This is a genomic window from Salinivibrio sp. IB574 (assembly GCF_001996205.1).
Classification (GTDB): domain Bacteria; phylum Pseudomonadota; class Gammaproteobacteria; order Enterobacterales; family Vibrionaceae; genus Salinivibrio; species Salinivibrio proteolyticus.
The window spans coordinates 3,208-21,318 of the sequence record NZ_MUFN01000003.1; the positions used below are offsets into that span (position 1 = coordinate 3,208).

Annotated in this window: 12 protein-coding genes, 1 tRNA gene and 2 rRNA genes (1 of these 15 only partly in view); 9 read left to right on the forward strand and 6 right to left on the reverse strand. The window is 50.9% G+C overall.

The genetic code is table 11. From position 1 onward, the window contains the following. The 3 genes from BZJ17_RS02050 to BZJ17_RS02060 form a co-directional block, all read left to right on the forward strand. Positions 1-32 (forward strand): 23S ribosomal RNA (locus BZJ17_RS02050); its annotated part reaches 3,207 nt to the left of the window's first position; the annotation flags it as partial. Between the two features lie 48 nt (positions 33-80). Then, positions 81-196: ribosomal RNA gene (gene rrf, locus BZJ17_RS02055) — 5S ribosomal RNA — on the forward strand. A gap of 205 nt (positions 197-401) precedes the next feature. Further along, a tRNA-Asp gene (locus BZJ17_RS02060) sits at positions 402-478 on the forward strand. A 308-nt stretch (positions 479-786) separates the two neighbouring features. On the opposite strand, the gene BZJ17_RS02065 is transcribed toward BZJ17_RS02060, so the two are convergent. From BZJ17_RS02065 to rdgC, 3 genes are all read right to left on the reverse strand, one after another. Then, a complete protein-coding gene (locus BZJ17_RS02065) occupies positions 787-1,041 on the reverse strand; it encodes a YfhL family 4Fe-4S dicluster ferredoxin (protein ID WP_069590579.1) in 255 nt (84 codons plus the stop codon). Position 1,042: 1 nt separating this feature from the next. Then, entirely contained in the window at positions 1,043-2,389 is a 1,347-nt protein-coding gene (gene yegQ, locus BZJ17_RS02070) for a tRNA 5-hydroxyuridine modification protein YegQ (RefSeq protein WP_077639615.1), read from the reverse strand. Between the two features lie 160 nt (positions 2,390-2,549). After that, complete coding sequence (gene rdgC / locus BZJ17_RS02075; RefSeq protein WP_198534070.1) at positions 2,550-3,458, reverse strand: recombination-associated protein RdgC; 909 nt, start codon at positions 3,456-3,458, stop codon at positions 2,550-2,552. A gap of 117 nt (positions 3,459-3,575) precedes the next feature. On the opposite strand from rdgC, the gene BZJ17_RS02080 reads away from it, so the two are divergent. From BZJ17_RS02080 to BZJ17_RS02100, 5 genes are all read left to right on the forward strand, one after another. After that, on the forward strand, positions 3,576-4,856 hold the full coding sequence (locus BZJ17_RS02080) for an exonuclease SbcCD subunit D C-terminal domain-containing protein (protein WP_077639617.1): 1,281 nt from the start codon (positions 3,576-3,578) through the stop codon (positions 4,854-4,856). A gap of 3 nt (positions 4,857-4,859) precedes the next feature. Beyond that, entirely contained in the window at positions 4,860-8,627 is a 3,768-nt protein-coding gene (locus tag BZJ17_RS02085) for an AAA family ATPase (RefSeq protein WP_077639618.1), read from the forward strand. Between the two features lie 107 nt (positions 8,628-8,734). Next, positions 8,735-9,424, forward strand: a complete 690-nt coding sequence (phoB, locus tag BZJ17_RS02090) for a phosphate regulon transcriptional regulator PhoB (RefSeq protein ID WP_069590589.1) — start codon at positions 8,735-8,737, stop codon at positions 9,422-9,424. A gap of 45 nt (positions 9,425-9,469) precedes the next feature. Further along, positions 9,470-10,765 (forward strand): phosphate regulon sensor histidine kinase PhoR, encoded by a 1,296-nt coding sequence (gene phoR / locus BZJ17_RS02095; protein WP_077481289.1) that lies wholly within the window; start codon positions 9,470-9,472, stop codon positions 10,763-10,765. Further along, positions 10,759-11,718: a phosphate ABC transporter substrate-binding protein gene (locus BZJ17_RS02100; RefSeq protein WP_077639619.1), complete on the forward strand. Its 960-nt coding sequence runs from the start codon at positions 10,759-10,761 to the stop codon at positions 11,716-11,718. Before phoR ends, BZJ17_RS02100 begins: the two co-directional genes overlap by 7 nt. Here the strand turns inward: BZJ17_RS02100 and BZJ17_RS02105 are convergent. The 3 genes from BZJ17_RS02105 to BZJ17_RS02115 are packed head-to-tail and all read right to left on the reverse strand — an operon-like array spanning position 11,715 to position 15,669. Then, positions 11,715-13,049, reverse strand: a complete 1,335-nt coding sequence (locus BZJ17_RS02105) for an exopolyphosphatase (RefSeq protein ID WP_077639620.1) — start codon at positions 13,047-13,049, stop codon at positions 11,715-11,717. The two genes, BZJ17_RS02100 and BZJ17_RS02105, sit on opposite strands and share 4 nt — an antisense overlap. After that, the gene (ppk1, locus tag BZJ17_RS02110) at positions 13,027-15,138 is read right to left on the reverse strand and encodes a polyphosphate kinase 1 (RefSeq protein ID WP_077639621.1); all 2,112 of its coding nucleotides are present in this window, start codon (positions 15,136-15,138) and stop codon (positions 13,027-13,029) included. Before ppk1 ends, BZJ17_RS02105 begins: the two co-directional genes overlap by 23 nt. A gap of 21 nt (positions 15,139-15,159) precedes the next feature. Further along, the gene (locus BZJ17_RS02115; protein WP_069590601.1) at positions 15,160-15,669 is read right to left on the reverse strand and encodes an ACT domain-containing protein; all 510 of its coding nucleotides are present in this window, start codon (positions 15,667-15,669) and stop codon (positions 15,160-15,162) included. Positions 15,670-15,909: 240 nt separating this feature from the next. On the opposite strand from BZJ17_RS02115, the gene BZJ17_RS02120 reads away from it, so the two are divergent. After that, the gene (locus tag BZJ17_RS02120; RefSeq protein ID WP_077639622.1) at positions 15,910-18,111 is read left to right on the forward strand and encodes an ABC transporter permease subunit; all 2,202 of its coding nucleotides are present in this window, start codon (positions 15,910-15,912) and stop codon (positions 18,109-18,111) included.

The following is an 18,111-nucleotide window of genomic DNA, read 5'->3' on the forward strand; positions in this document are numbered from 1 at the left end:
AATTTATCAAATACATCCTTGTATTTGACCCTGACGGGCCGCACTGAAGTGCATTAAATTTTGTTCCAGACAAAATTTTGCTTGGCGACCATAGCGCTTTGGACCCACCTGATTCCATGCCGAACTCAGTAGTGAAACGAAGCAGCGCCGATGGTAGTGTGGGGTCTCCCCATGTGAGAGTAGGACATCGCCAGGCTTTAATTGCTTATCTTATTGATAGCTCGATGCTGTTGATATCTGCGATGCTCATGTATTGGCATACACTGCGCGTCTCGATTCAACATCCTCATCGCATCAAATAAGATAACCTAATTAAAGCAGCTACATGTAAGGCTTTAATTAGACACAATTTGAGCATCAAAGCAGATATGCGTAAGACTTTGATGAGACAGAATTGGTGCGGAGTGGTAGTTCAGTTGGTTAGAATACCGGCCTGTCACGCCGGGGGTCGCGGGTTCGAGTCCCGTCCACTCCGCCACTACTTAGAAACCCTAGCTGAAAAGCTGGGGTTTTTTGCGTTTAAGGCGTCCCTAATTCAAGAGCTTATTCATGTTAGAGAATTGCACGGCGTAGAGTGTTTCGCTCGCCTTTCACTATACGTTTTTACTAACGCATGCTTAGTCGCGGCTTGATGAATGCATAAACTGCGATATGTGCGAGCCTGAGTGTCTCAATGCAACTTCGTTACTCTAGACTGTCATGCATTATTGCTACGCGCTTAGCAATAGTTCACTGTTGTAGGTTGATGTAGACATAAAAAAAGCGCCTTGCGGCGCTTTTAATTGTTTAGGCCATCCCTTGAATGACCACAAACTTTTCTAGGAGTTGCTCCTCGGTCTCGACATTATCAGGGTCGGTGATAATGCATTTGGAGATCGGACAGACTGACTGGCACGTCGGCTTTTCGTAGTGACCTTTACACTCGGTGCATAAATCTGGCTCGATCTCAAAGATCTCTGAACCCATCGAGATAGCCCCGTTGGGACACTCGGGTTCACACATATCGCAGTTTATGCATTTATCCGTGATGAGTAATGCCATACTACTTTCCTGATGGATTACGCGTATCTTGACCTGATTGTAGGTTACGCATCAGTAGTGCGTATTCCAAGTCCATATCTTCTGGAACAGGAATAAACACAAAGTGACCATTACCTTTGGCATCGTCGATAGACTCTGATTTGCGGCTTTCCATGACTTCAAGAGTGAAGTGGACGTTGCCTTTCGGCGTCATGAGCTCAAGGCTATCACCTAAAACAAACTTGTTCTTCACGGCAACTTCCGCTAAATCGCCACGGCGCTTACCGGTAAACTCACCAACAAATTGCTGTTGGTCAGAGACTGAATAGCCGTAATCATAGTTTTGGTAGCTATCGTGTGTATGGCGACGTAAGAAACCTTCGGTATAACCGCGGTGCGCGAGGTTTTCCAGTGTGCTCATGAGGCTTTCATCGAAAGGCTTACCGGCCACGGCATCATCAATCGCCTGACGATAAACTTGGGCTGTTCGAGCGCAGTAGTAGAAGGACTTCGTCCGACCTTCGATTTTCAGCGAGTGAACGCCCATTTGGGTCAAGCGTTCAACGTGCTGAATGGCACGGAGGTCTTTTGAGTTCATAATGTAAGTGCCGTGCTCATCTTCATAAGCGGCCATTAATTCACCGGGGCGACGGCCTTCTTCAAGCAAAACCACATCGTCGACAGGCTGACCTTCACCCAATGTTGGCGTGACTTCTTGTACTTGTACCACTTGGCCGGCATCGTCTTCTTTGGCTTCGTGAACCTTATAGTCCCAGCGGCACGCATTGGTACAGGTACCTTGGTTAGGGTCGCGCTTGTTGATGTAGCCGGAGAGCAGACAACGGCCCGAGTAAGCCATGCACAGTGCGCCGTGCACAAATACTTCAAGCTCCATCTCTGGGCATTGTTTGCGGATCTCTTCGATCTCTTCAAGCGACAGCTCACGTGAAAGGATTACGCGTTCAACACCTTGCGAATACCAGAACTTCACTGTCGCCCAGTTCACCGCGTTGGCTTGTACTGACAAGTGAATTGCCATATCGGGGAAATGCTCACGCACCATCATGATAAGGCCTGGATCAGACATGATCAGCGCATCAGGACCCATATCGATGATAGGTTGTAAATCGCGGATAAAAGTTTTCAGCTTGGCATTGTGCGGCTGAATGTTACAGACCACATAGAACTTTTTGCCCTGAGCGTGGGCTTCATCGATCCCGATTTTCAAGTTCTCGTGGTTAAATTCGTTATTACGCACACGTAAGCTGTAACGCGGTTGTCCGGCGTAAACGGCATCAGCCCCATAGGCGAATGCGTAGCGCATGTTTTTAAGGCTACCGGCGGGTGAGAGTAGTTCTGGAGTAAACATAATTCCTAGCTAAAGTCTGAGTGTAAGTCAGGCACCTTCATAGTGAAGGTGAGTGTGGGCGCTATTTTACTGTGACAGTGCCCACACTACCAGCAGGAATTACCTAGTCTTTGTGTGGATTAAGCCTGTTGCATCAGTATGCAAAGGCTCACTCGGGCGACTAATCGGTTTGTAAACCGCCAAGGGTCGTGAATAATCCATCAAGTAATACATCGAGCTCACCGCACATCAACGACAAGTCAGCATCCAGTCGGGCTGCGATATCTTCGCGGTCGATATCCGCGTTTTGATCGCGTAACTCTTCTGAAAACTTCAGGCGCTTAAGGCTGAGATCATCGCCCAACACAAAATGGATTTGTTCTTGCCAGTCCATGGCGAGTTTGGTGACTTGTTTGTCGGCATCGAGGTGAGCGTGAATTTCTTCACTGGTGAGATCTTGCTGTTTGCATTTAATCACCCCACCTTCTTCAAGCAGTGCTTTGAGTTCAGCCTCATCACCAAGGTGGAAGCCCTGAGGCGCGCTGCCTTGTTTCACCCATTCTGTCATGGCGTGTTCTACCGGTGTTTGGGTTTCGACGGGCACTACCGGTAAGCTACCGATGGATTTACGGAGTAAGGCAAGTAGCTCTTCGGCTTTCTTAATACTGGCCGCATCGACCAGAACCAGCCCTTTTGCCGGCATGAGAAGGGCGCACATCTGGCTTTGGCGGGTAAAAGCGCGCGGGAGCAACTCCATGACAACATCATCTTTTAGGCTGTCTTTCTCACGTTTTTTCAAACGTTGGCCTTGGGCTTGCTCCATGGCATCAACTTTTTCTTCTAGCGCATCTTTGATCACCGAGGCAGGGAGCAGCTTTTCTTCTTTGCGTGCCCGGATCAAAATATTGCCACCGCTGACATGGGTCAGCATGTCGCCGTGCTTACCCAATGCTTTATCCCAGCCGAACTTCTGCATGTCCTGGCTGCCGCAAGGGGTAAAGTCGAACTCTTTGAGTTGGCTTTCGAGCTGTTCGGGATCGAGAGGAATGTCACGGGTGAAGCGGTAGACGAGTAAGTTCTTAAACCAAATCATGGCGAGGCTTTATCCATCCAGTTGTGAGAAAGCCAACATGGTATTGCATTCATCCTCGAATGTCGCTGCAATTAGCGTAGAATTTTACCCGGCTCGCGACATTGGCGAGTGTCTATGACCTCGTCTTTTTTCAACCAACGGATAACCCCAGCAGTGTTAAAAATCATTCATACCTCAGATTGGCACCTTGGCCACCAATTGCATGGCTATGATCGTCAGCAAGAGCACCAAGCGTTTCTTGATTGGCTACAGCAGCAATTGATAGATGAAGAGGCGGATGCCTTGTTGGTTGCCGGAGACATCTTCGATAGTGCCAATCCGCCTGCCAGCGCTTGGCGTATGCTATACCGCTTCTTAGCGGATGTGGCTAAGGCATTGCCCCAACTGAATGTGATTATTACCGGTGGGAACCATGACTCACCTAGCAAACTCGATGCGCCACACGAGCTACTCAAAGCCTTTGATTTACACTTAATTGGTGCTATCTCACGGCACAGCGATGGTAGTTTAGATACCGAGCGTATGATGGTACCGGTGACGGACAAAGAGGGGCAAACCGCCGCTTGGGTGATGGCAGTGCCTTTTTTACGTAGCAGTGATTTACGCACGGAAGGATTGGGGGAAGACGATGATCGTCTCATCGAAGGGGTGCGACAGATTTATCAGCAAACTGAACAAGCGGCGCGCGCCAAATGCACGGGGAGCCAAGCGCTGATTGCGATGGGGCATGTTTATATGGCGAGTGGGCAGCTATCAGAAATGTCTGAGCGACGCATTCTCGGGGGCAACCAGCATGCGCTGCCGGCTGATATTTTTGCCAAGGATGTTGCCTATGTGGCACTAGGACATTTGCACCTTGCCCAGCGGGTCGCGAAGCAAGACCGAATTCGCTATTGTGGCTCGCCGATCCCACTGTCTCTTTCAGAGCGACACTATCGCCATCAAGTGCTCGCTGTCACGTTAGAGGGGGAGCAGCTTGCCGATATTCGCTCTCTTGAAGTGCCGCGACGGGTCGACTTACTGCGTGTGCCAGACAAGCCTGCTCCGCTTAATGAAGTGATAGAAGCGCTGCAGGCGCTGACCCTTTCCTCACTATCGCTGGATATGCAGCCGTTATTGGAAGTGCCTGTTCTATTGGATACCCCGCAACCGATGTTGCGTGAGAAGATCCTCGCGGCGCTAGAGGGGCAGCCTATCCGTTTGGCGAAGATAACGCCGCACTATCGTGACCGCACCCACGAGCGCCAATTTCGTGAGCAGCGCTTGTCTGATGTTGAACCGTTTCAAGTTTTCCGTCACGGCTGGCAGCAAAAATATCAAGGTGAGCCGGATCCGGCGATAGCCGCGACTTTTTCACATTTGCTTGAACAACTGGAACAGGATGAGGACCAATAAACGATGAAAATTCTGGCATTACGTGGCGAGAACCTGGCCAGTATTCAACACCCGTTTGAGTTGGACTTTTCGAAGGGCCCTTTGGGTGATAGCGGTTTGTTTGCGATCACTGGCAAAACGGGGGCTGGTAAATCCACGTTGTTAGATGCTATCTGTCTTGCGCTATACGACAAAATCCCGCGCTTTCAAGCCAACAAAAAGAACGATGCGGATATTGGTCTCGGCGATCCTGCAACCCGAGTTAAAGCCAACGATGTGCGCAGTATTTTGTCGCGAGGAAAAGGTGAAGGTTACGCAGAAGTCGACTTCTTTGCCCATGACGGCAGTCGCTGGCGTGCCCATTGGTCGGTACGTCGCGCGCGAGGCAAAGCCGATGGCCGGATCCAAGCCAGTGAGCATTGGCTCGAAAACCTCACCACCGGCCAACGTTTTGCAGGAAAGAAACAGGAAGTGCTCAGTGAAATTGAGCGTCTGGTCGGGCTCAGCTACGAGCAGTTTCGTCGTGCGGTGATGCTTCCCCAAGGGGATTTTGCGGCTTTTTTGAAAGCGTCAGCAGATGATCGCGCAGCACTGCTGGAGCGGATGACTGGCACCGAAATTTACAGCCGTTTATCCCAAATGGCCCATGAGCGTGCCCGTGATGAAAAACAAGCACTGGATCAGCTCATGCAACAGCTCGGTGACATTCAGCTCCTGAGCGAAGATGAAGAGCAGCAATTGGTAGATGAACAAGCCCAATGCCAACAGGCGGTCAAACATCATCAACACCAACTTAAAATGCTGAACGACTACCGCCAGCAACATACCCACTTAGCGCAGGCGCAACAAGCACTTGATGACGCGCAAGTGGCACTGGATGAGGCGGAACAAGAAAAAGCGGGTGTGGAAGCGCGCCGAGAGACATTGGCACAGATTGAACGTGCCCAAGCGGCGCGAGAGGATCTCAATGCGCTGCAGCGTTACCAGTGGCAGTCGCTATCCTTGGGGAAAGATCTAGCTGCACTAGCCCGAGATGAACAGGCTGTTGCCGCCGACTATGAGCGACAAGCGGATCGTTGGCGAGAAGCCAATCGCGCATTGACCGATGCCGAGCAAGCGTGGGCTGATATAGAGCCGAATGTGCGTGAGGCTCAGCAAATCGAGACCCAATTAACCAGTCTTGATGAGCAAATGCGTGAGCAAAACATCACCCTCAATGAAGAACAGCAAAAATGGCGTCAAGCGCAACAGACCCTTGAACAAACCCGTGCCCATGCACAGCATTTGGTGCATCGTGAAACGATCATTGCTGAGCAACTGGCAGCGTTTGGCGATTTCGGTCACGTGGCTGAGCACTATCAGCCGGTGTTTGACAATCTCAAGCAGTTTCTTGATTGCCAAGATGCGCTAGCCGCACTAAGTGATGAGCATAGACAGCGACAGCAGCAAGCCCAGCAATGGCGCCCTCAGCGCGATAAGCTTGAGCAGGATATTGCGCAAGTGGATGCCAGCAGTGACCAGTTAAAAACAAAACGAGCGGCTGCAGAACCCGATCGCCTGATCGCGGAGCAAGAAGCCGAACAAGCGCGCTATAGCCAATTGCAGTCGACCCGTCGTCTACAAGAGGCGGTTTTGAATGAAGCACATAACTGGCAATACTGGGACGAGCGCTGCCAACATAATCAGTTGGAGTTCGAAAAATTTGATGCCATTTTCCGCGATAGCCAAACCCACCTAACGCGTTTGAAAGACACGGTAACGCGCCAACAAGCTCAGGTTGACGAAGCACGTCACAGTTTGCAGCAAGCGATGGCCGTGATGGAGTTGGAAGACTTGCGTCAGGCGCTTAACGAGGGAGACCCTTGTCCGCTTTGTGGGGCGACTGAGCATCCTTACTTACACCATGCGCCTGTAGTGGAAAGCTTGATTGATCAGCAGCAAACGCGTCTTGCTGAGCTGCAAGCGACACTCAATCAAAGCCAAGCAGAATATTACTACTGGCAAAAGCAACACCAACAAAGTGAGCATGCATGTGCTGAGTTGCGAGAGCAGGGACAAGTGTGGCAGGCGGAGCGTGATCAGTACGAAAAAGGGCTGCGTGTTGCCATCGCTGCACTGGATAGTGACATCGACAGTCAGACGCCACTGCGTGATGTGCTCATCGATATTGAAGCCCGTGCCCAACAGACGCAAGCGGACTATGTGGCCTGTTATCAAGCCATGACCGAACGTCAGCAACAGCTTGCCCATATTCAGCAGATTGATGCGGCACTCAGTGAGTTGCAACAAGCTCGAGAGCAGCTTGTTGCCCGTCGTCATCACTTAGACCAAGCGCTAACCGAATGTGAAACACGCCTTAGCGCCATTGACGAACAATGGCACCAGCAACAAGCTCAGCGTGATAGTCGCTGCGAAGCACTCGATAAACAGCTAGGCAAAGGCCAATGGCAGGCCAGCTTACAACAAGTTGGCTCCGCACGTTACATTCGGCAAATGGAGCAAAAAATCCAGCAATACCGCGCTTTGCAAGCGGAGCGTGAGGGGATGGCGGAAGAAAAGCAGCGTACCGACACCGAGCTTGCCACGCTCACACAGCAGTGTCAGAGCTTGTCAGATGCCATTCAGTCACGTCAGACGCAGTTGGTGAACTTGGCCCAACAACATCAGCAGCGTATGGCGGCGCGACAAGCGCTGGTGGGCGATCAGGATCTTGCGAGCTTAGAAACTGAGTACAAATCACGCATAGACGTGCAGCGCCAGCGTCGAGCTGAGGCGGAAAAGGCGTATACGCAAGCCAGTGAACAACGCGCCAGCTTGCAAGCCCGTCAGCAAACTTTGCAGCAGCAACGGCAAGATGCTAATCAGCACTATCGTACCGCCGTTAGGCGTTGGATCCAGTGGCAACCTGCGCTGGGAATGAGTCAGTATACTTTGATGGCGCATTTATCATTGAGCGAGGCTTGGCGGGCGGATGAACGCCAAGCTTTAAACCAGATTGAGGCGCGCTATCAGGAAGCAAAAACACGCTTTGAAGAACGTGAACAGCAGCTAAATCATTGTCATCAGGCCATTGCGACCGCCAAAGCGTGGTTTGATGAACAAGCGCTGACAGATGACGAGACAGTCTTGGAGACGCAGCAAGCCGAGTGGCAACACGCGCAAGAGCAGGCTGAGCAGCGTGTGTTCGATATTCGTCATCGGCTGACGCAAGCCGAGCAGGCACGTCAGCAAGCGGGGAGTTTAACGGACAAAATTGATACCCAGCGCAGCAAAACGGAACAATGGCTAAAACTGGCCGACTTAATTGGCTCGGCCAGCGGTGCCAAATTTCGTAACCTTGCCCAATCACTCACACTCGCCCAGCTGGTGGAGATTGCCAACGAGCACCTTGCTTCGCTCTCCCCTCGCTACGCGCTGCAAACCGTACCCGACAGTTTGTTAGCATTGCAGGTGGTGGATCATGATATGGGAGATGAAGTGCGCAGCGTGGAATCCCTCTCTGGAGGAGAGAGTTTCTTGGTTTCTTTGTCGCTGGCACTGGCGCTCGCCTCATTAGCGGCAGATACCCGTCAGTTAGGATCGCTGTTTATCGATGAAGGCTTTGGCACCTTGGACCCTGACAGCTTAGAGATGGCGCTGTCGTGTCTCGATACCCTGCAGGCGGATGGACGCCAAATTGGTGTGATCTCTCATGTGAGTACGTTGGTCGAGCGGATTGGCGCCCAAGTTCGCGTAGACAGTCAGGGCGGAGGTGCAAGTCGCGTGCTGGTCACACAGCAAGGTGTTGGCTAGGTCACAGCATGCACAAAGGTTGGGGAATTTGCTCGCGCTGGGTCACAAAAATGTCATAATAAATCCACATAATGGCGCCAGTTAAATGATAACACTAGGTAATTATCATGGTTAGAAGGATTCTAGTTGTTGAGGACGAAGCGCCGATCCGAGAGATGCTGTGCTTTGTGCTGGAGCAAAAAGGCTACCAAACGGTAGAGGCCGAAGACTACGACTCAGCGCTGGCGCAAATTTGCGAGCCTTACCCGGAAATGATCCTCATGGATTGGATGTTACCGGGCGGATCGGGGATTAACTTGATCAAGCACCTTAAGCGCGATGAACTGACCCGACAAATTCCTGTAGTGATGCTGACCGCGCGTGGGGAAGAGGAAGATAAAGTCCGAGGCCTAGAAGTTGGCGCGGATGATTACATTACCAAACCTTTTTCACCGAAAGAGCTCATGGCACGCTTAAAAGCGGTGATGCGTCGCGTATCACCGACCACACTGGACGATGTGATTGATGTACAAGGCCTCAAGTTAGACCCTGTCTCGCACCGTGTGACGGCCAATGATGAACCGCTCGATATGGGGCCAACCGAATTTAAAATGTTGCACTTTTTTATGACGCACCAAGAGCGTGTCTACAGCCGTGAGCAGCTGTTGAATAACGTTTGGGGTACCAATGTGTATGTTGAAGATCGTACCGTTGATGTGCATATCCGGCGTTTGCGCAAAGCGCTTGAAGCGGGTGGCCATGATAAGTTAGTGCAAACCGTACGTGGCGCAGGATATCGCTTCTCGACACGCAACTAAAAAGATAGAAAGCGCTCCACATACGTTGGGGTGGATGGAGAGTAAATGGTCGAACGACTGTCTTGGAAGAAGCTAGCTTGGGAGCTGGCTTTTTTTTATTTGCCTTGGTTTATTATTGGCTGGCTGTTCGGTGGCCTGCCTTGGTTGCTATTGGGTGCAACGGTTGCCATGTTGCTTTGGCATCTGCATCAACAAATCAAACTGTCCGACTGGCTATGGAAAGATAAAAGCCTGACCCCGCCTTCAGGCACAGGCTCTTGGGAGCCATTGTTTAATGGCATTTATCGGCTTCAAAAACGTAATCGCCGCCGTCGCAAAGAGTTAGCAAACCTGATCCGTCGTTTCCGCAACGGGGCCGAATCCTTGCCCGATGCGGTGGTAGTCTTTGAAAGTGATGGCTCGATTGTGTGGTGTAACAAGCTGGCACAAGAACTCCTTGGCTTGCGAATGCCAGATGATAATGGCCAACATATCAGTAATCTTATTCGAGCGCCTGAGTTTGTCAGCTACATCGCCGAGGCAAATTACGATATACCGTTAGAAATGCGCTCCCACATCAACAGTGCGCGCACCTTAGAATTTCGTACCATGCCCTATGCCGAGGGAGAGTTCTTGATGGTGGTACGTGATATCACCCAACTCAAACAGCTGGAAGGAATGCGACGCAACTTCTTCGCCAATGTCTCACATGAACTGCGTACGCCAATGACGGTGTTGCGCGGATATCTTGAGATGACAGAAGATCCTGACATGGTGATAGGACCAATGTGGCCGAAAGCGCATGGTGTTATGACTGAACAGCTATCGCGCATGGAATCACTGGTTGAGCAGCTCCTGACGTTATCGAAAATTGAGGCGGCCGCAAAACCAGAATTAGATCACGATGTTGATGTGCCAGCCATGCTGGATGTTTTGCAAAAAGAGGCGCAAACCTTGAGTGGTGATCGTGAGCATGTGCTGACGTTTGATGTTGATAAGAGCCTAAAAGTAAAAGGCAATGACGACCAACTCCGCAGCGCGATTTCCAATTTAGTCTATAACGCGGTGAAGCATACCCCAGCGCAGGCGGCGATTTCCGTCAAATGGTATCGCACCGACAAAGGTCCGCGTTTAGAGGTCACGGATAGTGGCGAAGGCATTCCTCCGCAACACCTCGATCGCTTAACCGAACGCTTTTATCGTGTCGATAAGGCGCGCTCTCGTGAAACCGGTGGCAGTGGTCTGGGTTTGGCAATCGTCAAGCACGCCCTGAGCCATCATGATGCGGAGCTCGAGATCCAAAGTGAGGTAGGGATGGGCAGTACCTTTGCATTTACGCTGCCGGAGCGATTGGCATGTTAAGGTGGGGCATACTCTGTGTCAGCCTGCTTTGGACTGCACTGGCCCATAGCCATACGACCCAGTCAATGCTGCCGGAATATCAGCGTATCAGCGGCGTTTCGGGGAACCTAAACTCCGTAGGTTCGGATACCTTAGGCAACATGATGGCGGCGTGGTCCGACGGGTTTAAGCGTTTGTACCCGGGCGTAAATGTCCAGCTGCAAACCCCCGGCTCTGCCTCGGCGGCCCCCGCGCTGGTGGAAGGTACAGCACAACTTGGCCCAATGAGCCGTCCGATGCGGGTCAGTGAAGAAAATGCGTTCCAAGCTCGATTCGGTTATCCACCCACTGCTGTGCCGGTGGCGATTGATGCCATGGCGGTTTATGTCCACCAAGATAACCCACTACAGAGAATTAGCTTCAATCAGCTGGATGCTATCTTTTCGCGAACGCTCTGGTGTGGGGCGAGTGAGCCTATTACTCGATGGGGGCAGTTAGGGCTTACGGGGCGTTGGCAACCTCGCGATCTACAATTGTTTGGGCGTAACTCGGTATCCGGCACCTATGGCTACTTTAAACAGGCGGCATTGTGTCGTGGTGACTTTCGCGCCAACGTCAATGAGCAACCGGGATCGGCATCTGTGGTACAGTCCGTGGCCTCCTCATTAAATGCGATCGGATACGCGGGGATGGGTCACCAAGCGTCGGGGGCGAAAATGCTCGCCGTCGGTCATCCCGGTAAGCCTGCTGTTCTGCCGACTCAGCAGTCAATTCGCGATGGTGAGTACCCACTGACACGGTATTTATACCTCTATATCAATAAAGCACCCAACGCGCCGCTAGCTCCGCTTGAGGCCGCGTTTATGAGGTATATCCTCTCTGCACAAGGGCAAAAGGAAGTAAGCCGAGAAGGATATATTCCCCTCCCGGCGCAAGTGGTGCATGCGCAGCGCCACGCACTTGGATTGGATTAGTCGCTAAAACAAAGCGACCAGCCGGCCGCTTGCCAGTAGTCTTGCTCTGCGGTCAGGTCGGCCGCAAGCAAGCGATTATCACCCAGCCAGCCTTTGGGAAACTGCAGCTGCCAACCGCCGTTTTTATCGATAGTCACCGTAATCTTGGGGAGAGCTTCGTCATTGCGCTGTGAGTGCAACACACAGGCGAGCCGCAGTGCGCAGATAAGCGTTTCGATCAGTTTGGGTTTAAACAAGGTGAATTTGGGCATTTCTCCCAGCTTTAACGCTTTACGATGAAAGCGCGCAAGGGTTGCCAAGACGGTTTGTTGCTCTTGGTTAAAACCGGGTAGGTTAGTATTGCTGAGAATATACGCCGAATGTTTGTGATAGCCCGGATAACCAATGCTTAACCCCACTTCGTGCAATAAAGCAGCCCAATTGAGTAATCCAGCCAATTCCGTTTTTTTACTGCCTTGTTCGGGCTCGGCTTGTGCATAGAAGTGGGCGGCTGTCTGTTGCACCCGCCGTGCATGATCAAGGTCGACATTGTAGCGTGCAGCCATATCATCTGTGGTTCGGCCACGGATGTCGGTGCGTTGGAAGCGCTCTTCCATCTCATACAGCAAGCCTTCACGCAGAGCACCATCTGAGAAGCGCAATTCATCAATTTTGAGCGCGTCGAGAACACCGGATAAAATTGCCACCCCAGCGGCAAAGACCGGCTGCCTGTCTTCGGTCAATCCCGGTAAATCGATGCTGTCACTGTGTTTGAACTTTAATAGCTTTTCAATCACATTATCCAAGCGCTTGCGCGTGATAATGCCATCCTCATCGCCCAACCCAATCACCACCTCGCGAATGGCTTTAATGGTGCCCGATGCGCCTAACGCGACTTGCCATCCTGCTTTGCGATATTGACTCGCCAGACTTTCCAATTTTTGTTGGGTAGCCGTTTGGGCTGCGAGAAATTGCTTTTCACTCAGCGCGCCTTGTGGGAAAAAGCGTTCGTTATAGCTGACACATCCCATACGTTTACTATCAATAAATTCATGTGCATTTTTGGCTTGGCGTAATGTGTGTGTCCCAGCTATACGTACGTTATCTACCTCAATGCCATTAAGACGTTCGGCAAACATGGCTAAACAGTCGACACCACGTTGTATTGCATCGTCGCTTAGGCGCTGCTTTTTATCCAGCCCTGCGCCTAATCGTACCCGCTGCTTGTGGCGACTGATAATTTGTAGGCCTTGCCCGACCACGCGGGCAACCACCATATGAAAGCTATTAGAGCCAAGATCTACGGCCGCAATCTCTCGCGGCTTATCATTACTTGCTTGGGGGTGTGTCATGCTGCAACTTTTCCGCGTGTTTGAGTTCCTGTCTCTCCAACTGCTTGAGGAAATCGTAAGTCTCGATTTGCGATCGAATTTTTTTCTTGTTCCCTCGTTTAACATAGGTATTCGACATCTCCTTGTCGATGATACGCGCCTTGGTCCGATCGGAAAATTGGATCTCAAGGATGTCCATGATGCGATCTTTTAAGCGCGGATCGCGGATGGGTGCCCCGACCTCGATACGGTTATCGATATTGCGGGTCATCCAGTCGGCGGAAGAGATATAGACATCACGCTCACCGCCATTTTCAAACGCAAATACACGTGGGTGTTCTAAAAACCGATCGACGATACTGATTGCCTTGATATTTTGACTCACGCCTTTCACGCCCGGCACTAAAGAGCACATGCCGCGCACAATCATGCGGATTTTTACCCCTTCGCTGCTGGCTCGGTAAAGCAGGTTTACCAAGCTTTTATCGACAAGGTTGTTCACTTTTAAGGTGATCCCGGCCTTACGCTTGGCTTTCGCGTGTTCGATTTCGCGCTCAATCAGCTTTTGAATGCGGCGTCGAGAGTTACGTGGTGAAACGATCAAATGATTGAACTTGACCGGACGATAGGGGTTTTCGATAAACTCGAAGACCTTACGAATTTCAGACGTGATCTGCTGATCGGCGGTAAAGAGTGCAAAGTCGGTATAAATACGAGCCGTTTTTTCGTGGAAGTTACCGGTGCCAATGTGGCCGTAATCACGCAATTCGCCATTTTCTCGGCGTGAGATTAGGCAAAGCTTGGAGTGAATTTTAAGCCCCGGGGTACCAAATACGACCTTGACGCCAGCATCAGTGAGCACGCGCGACCATTCGATATTGGCTTCTTCATCAAAACGGGCTTGTAGCTCGACCACCACGGTCACACGCTTGCCGTTATTGGCTGCATCAATCATGGAGTTAATGATTCGCGAGTTCTTTGCCACTCGGTACACGTTAATGCGAATGCTGCGCACGGACGGATCAAAAGAAGCCTGACGGACCAGCTCTGTCATATGACGGAAGGTGTGGTACGGATAGTAAAGCAGGATGTCGCGCTCACGAATCGCGTCAAAAGCATTGTTATGTAATTGAAAATCGGCCGATTCGAATGGCGGCAGTGGCGAGTTTTCCAGATATTTTCGCCCGACGTTAGGAAAGCCGATAAAGTCGCGAAAATTATGATAACGCGCTCCGGGTAGGACGCTGTCATAATCAGAAATTTTCAGCACTTGGATGAGTTTACTCACCATTTCCGGCGGCATATCCCGTTGGTATACAAAACGCACCGGGAGGGCGGTGAGGCGTTGGTCCAAACTTTCCGACATATTTTCGAGTAGGCTGTGCTCCACCTCATTGGTGAGATCGTACTCTGCATCTCGGGTCATTTTCATGGCATAAGCATCGATCGTGTCATAGTCGAAGAAGCCGCTGAAAATTTGGTCGAGACATAGGCGAATGATGTTATCGAGCAAGATGATGGTTTTGCGCTGTCGTTTCCCCTTGGGCTCAGGGACTTTAATAAAACGGTCAAGATCATCTGTTGGGATCTCAATCAACGCATACTTGGGCTCTTCCCCTTCTTTTTTAAGCTGTACGGCGAGGTACGAGTAGGCATCTTTCAGAAAGCTCAATACATCGACGTCTTTGGTCAGCATAATAGGCGTAATGTAGGGCAGAATATTGCTGCGAAAATAGCGCTTTAGCCATTGAGATTGGTTATCGGTGAGCTGACGTTCGTTGACCAGAAAGATATTGCGGCGCGCCATCTCCAGCAAGATATCGTTGTAGAGGTGGTCGAAATCTTGGTTTAGTTTGACGACTTTCGCTTGAATTTTACTTAAAAGTTCTTTGGCATGACTGTCGACCCCACGCTCTTCGTCAATGATGATACGGCGTTTAACGTCCGCGAAACGCACTTGATAAAACTCATCAAGGTTGGAGGAGAAAATCCCCAAAAAACGAACACGTTCGATAATGGGGACGCTCTTATCGGCGGCTTCTTGGAGGACGCGTTCGTTAAAAGATAGCCAACTTAATTCTTTGTCGACGTGGTAAGTATCTAATGTCATAAAGCGTGAGAAAATCCTGTTCTACTGGGTGAAATTACTGTCAAACTCGACGATCAAATCGTCGGACAGTGCTTCAAGGGCTTCGTGTAACATGGAGACATCCGCATCCGGCGGAATATCCAGATAAAAATCAGCAGTAAATATTTGCCCACCGGTATTGGCTGCGCTTTGTGTTTGCGCATTGAGTTTATTAATAGTGATACCGTGAGCGGCCAGTAATTGGCTGAGTGTTTGAACAATGCCGCGACGATCGTTGCCCGTAACCGACAAGGTATGTGTGGTCGGGTTAGGGGTGACTGGTTTGGCGTCGGTGATCAGCAGCTGTAAGCCATCCAATTCGCGAAGGGCATGGACGAGCGCATCTGCATGGGTATCAGACACAGATAGATGGATGATCCCTGCGAATTGTCCGGCGAGTTGGCTAAGGCGGCTGGCTTGCCAGCTCCCGTGATACGTAAAAATGGTCTGTGAGATTTGATCAACCAGCCCAGCGCGATCGGGACCCATCAGTGTGATAACAAAATGTTTCATGCGTGATCCTTACGGCGATTGTCGAGTCAATTATTGAGGCCGGTCAAGGTGTTGTCTATGCTGCTTTGCAGTAAAGTCGCTAAACTGTGCCCAATATCAACCTGCGCCAGCCTAAAGCCCGTTTGTTTCATTTTTATTGCGTACAGCCCTCGGTGGTATCCCTGTTTAGAGTAGGGATGTCATAAAAATGTCATTGTAATGACATACAATTAAGGGCTTGATCTAAAACAAGAGGCACGAATGACCCACACTTCACCATCACTCAAAGATGCCAATCGAGTAAGACGTTTAAAAGACACGTTTACACGGCATACAGTACGTCTTGGTGGCGTGATGGTATTGGTCACTTTACTGCTCTTGTTCTTTTATTTGCTGACCGTCGTGTTACCGCTTTTTCATCAAGCGAGTATGACGCCGACCGGCCGTTTTAGTGTGCCAACACCAGCTACGCCGCACTTTATTGGCGCTGACAATCGTGAGCAGCTGGTTTATGCGCTTGATGACAGTGGCACCCTAACCGTAGCTCGTCGTCCTTTACAGGTCGACCAAGTTGCCACTGTGATGTTGGCGCGCAACTTATCAGATATTCCTCGTCCTGCGATGGCGACAGTCCCTGCCACCGCGCCCTTTATGGCTGTAGAAATCAAACCGGGGCAAGTAGGCGTTTGGCAGCTACGTTTTCGCGCTGAGTATGGCGATAGTACCTCGGTATTACCCAAGCTGCGCCGTATGGCGGCATTTCCTTTACCTGTGATACTGGACTCGTCGGCGCTACGCCAATTAGCGCTCGCTGTGCCAGACAGCTTACACGGCGAAAATATAGCCCCTGTTTTGGTGGCGGTGACACACACACAGGAGTTGGTGCTTTATCGGAGTGGACGGATTGAACGTCACTCACTGAGTGAGCCAGTTGATAATATAGCGCTCTCGCCTGACGGACAGCGCCTCTTTGTTCGCCAAGGCAGCACACTGACGGTGTGGCGAATTCACGAGCAACAGATGGCCGTACGTGAAACCATTAATCTTGCCAATGTGGTGGAGAGTCCGGTTCAGGCGATGACCTTGCTCGCAGGTGGGCGTTCGTTAATGTTACACCATCAAGATGGCGGCTTGAGTCAGTGGTTTGATGTGGTGAAAAGTGGCCAGCCATCGCTGACCGAAGTGCGGCTATTTCAGCCAGCTAAAGGGAAGTTTGTGGCCTCACCGGAGCTGCACCGTAAAAGTATTGCGGTTGCGGATGAGCAAGGGGGGCTGAGCTTGCTGCATGCGACCAGCGAAAAGCAACGTTATTTTGCGGCCATGCTCGATACCTTGCCGCAAGCAATGGCATTTTCTCCTCGTGCACAGGCACTGATTACCGCCACCGATGGTGTATGGCAATGGTTTGCTGTCGATAATCCACACCCAGAAGTTAGTGTTCATTCACTTTGGGAGAAGGTCTGGTACGAAGGGTACGCAGAGCCCCAATATGTGTGGCAATCCACTTCTGCGGATGACACGTTTGAAGCTAAATTAAGCGTGGTCCCGGTGATTTTTGGCACCCTGAAAGTGGCACTCTTTGCGCTTGTATTTGCCGTCCCGATGGCGATTGGTGCGGCGATTTATACTGCCTATTTTATGTCTTCGGGGTTACGTAAAGTCGTGAAGCCGACGGTTGAAACCATTGAGGCACTGCCAACCGTTATTATCGGCTTTTTAGCCGGGCTCTGGTTAGCCCCTTGGGTTGAGCAACACCTGCCCACGGTATTTTTACTGTTGCTGATGGTGCCACTTTGTTTGCTGGGTCTTAGCATGATTTGGCGAATGATCCCGCGCTATGTACGCCGCCGCTTACCGGACAACGCACAAATCTTGGTGATCATTCCGGCCCTGTTACTGATTGCCTTGGTGGCTTGGCAATTAGGTCCTTGGTTAGAACACCTATGGTTTGGCGGCGATGCGCGTCGCTTTATCACCCATGAATTAGGGATAGGCTATGACCAGCGTAACGCACTGGTAGTCGGTATTGCGATGGGCTTTGCGGTAGTGCCAACCATTTTCTCGATTGCGGAAGATGCCATTTTCTCTGTACCACCGCATTTAAAAAGTGGCGCGTTGGCCCTAGGGGCCACTCACTGGCAGACATTGACACGTGTGGTATTACTCACCGCAAGCCCTGGTATTTTTTCGGCGGTGATGATGGGACTAGGACGAGCGGTGGGTGAAACCATGATTGTACTGATGGCGACCGGGAATACGCCCATCATGGATTGGAATCTGTTAGAGGGGTTGCGCACTTTGTCCGCCAATATTGCGGTTGAAATGCCCGAGTCTGAGGTGGGGAGTTCCCATTATCGCGTGTTATTTTTAACCGCATTTATTCTGTTTGTATTTACCTTTGTGTTTAACACCCTAGCTGAACTCGTACGCCAACGCTTGCGCGACAAGTACAGTAACTTATAG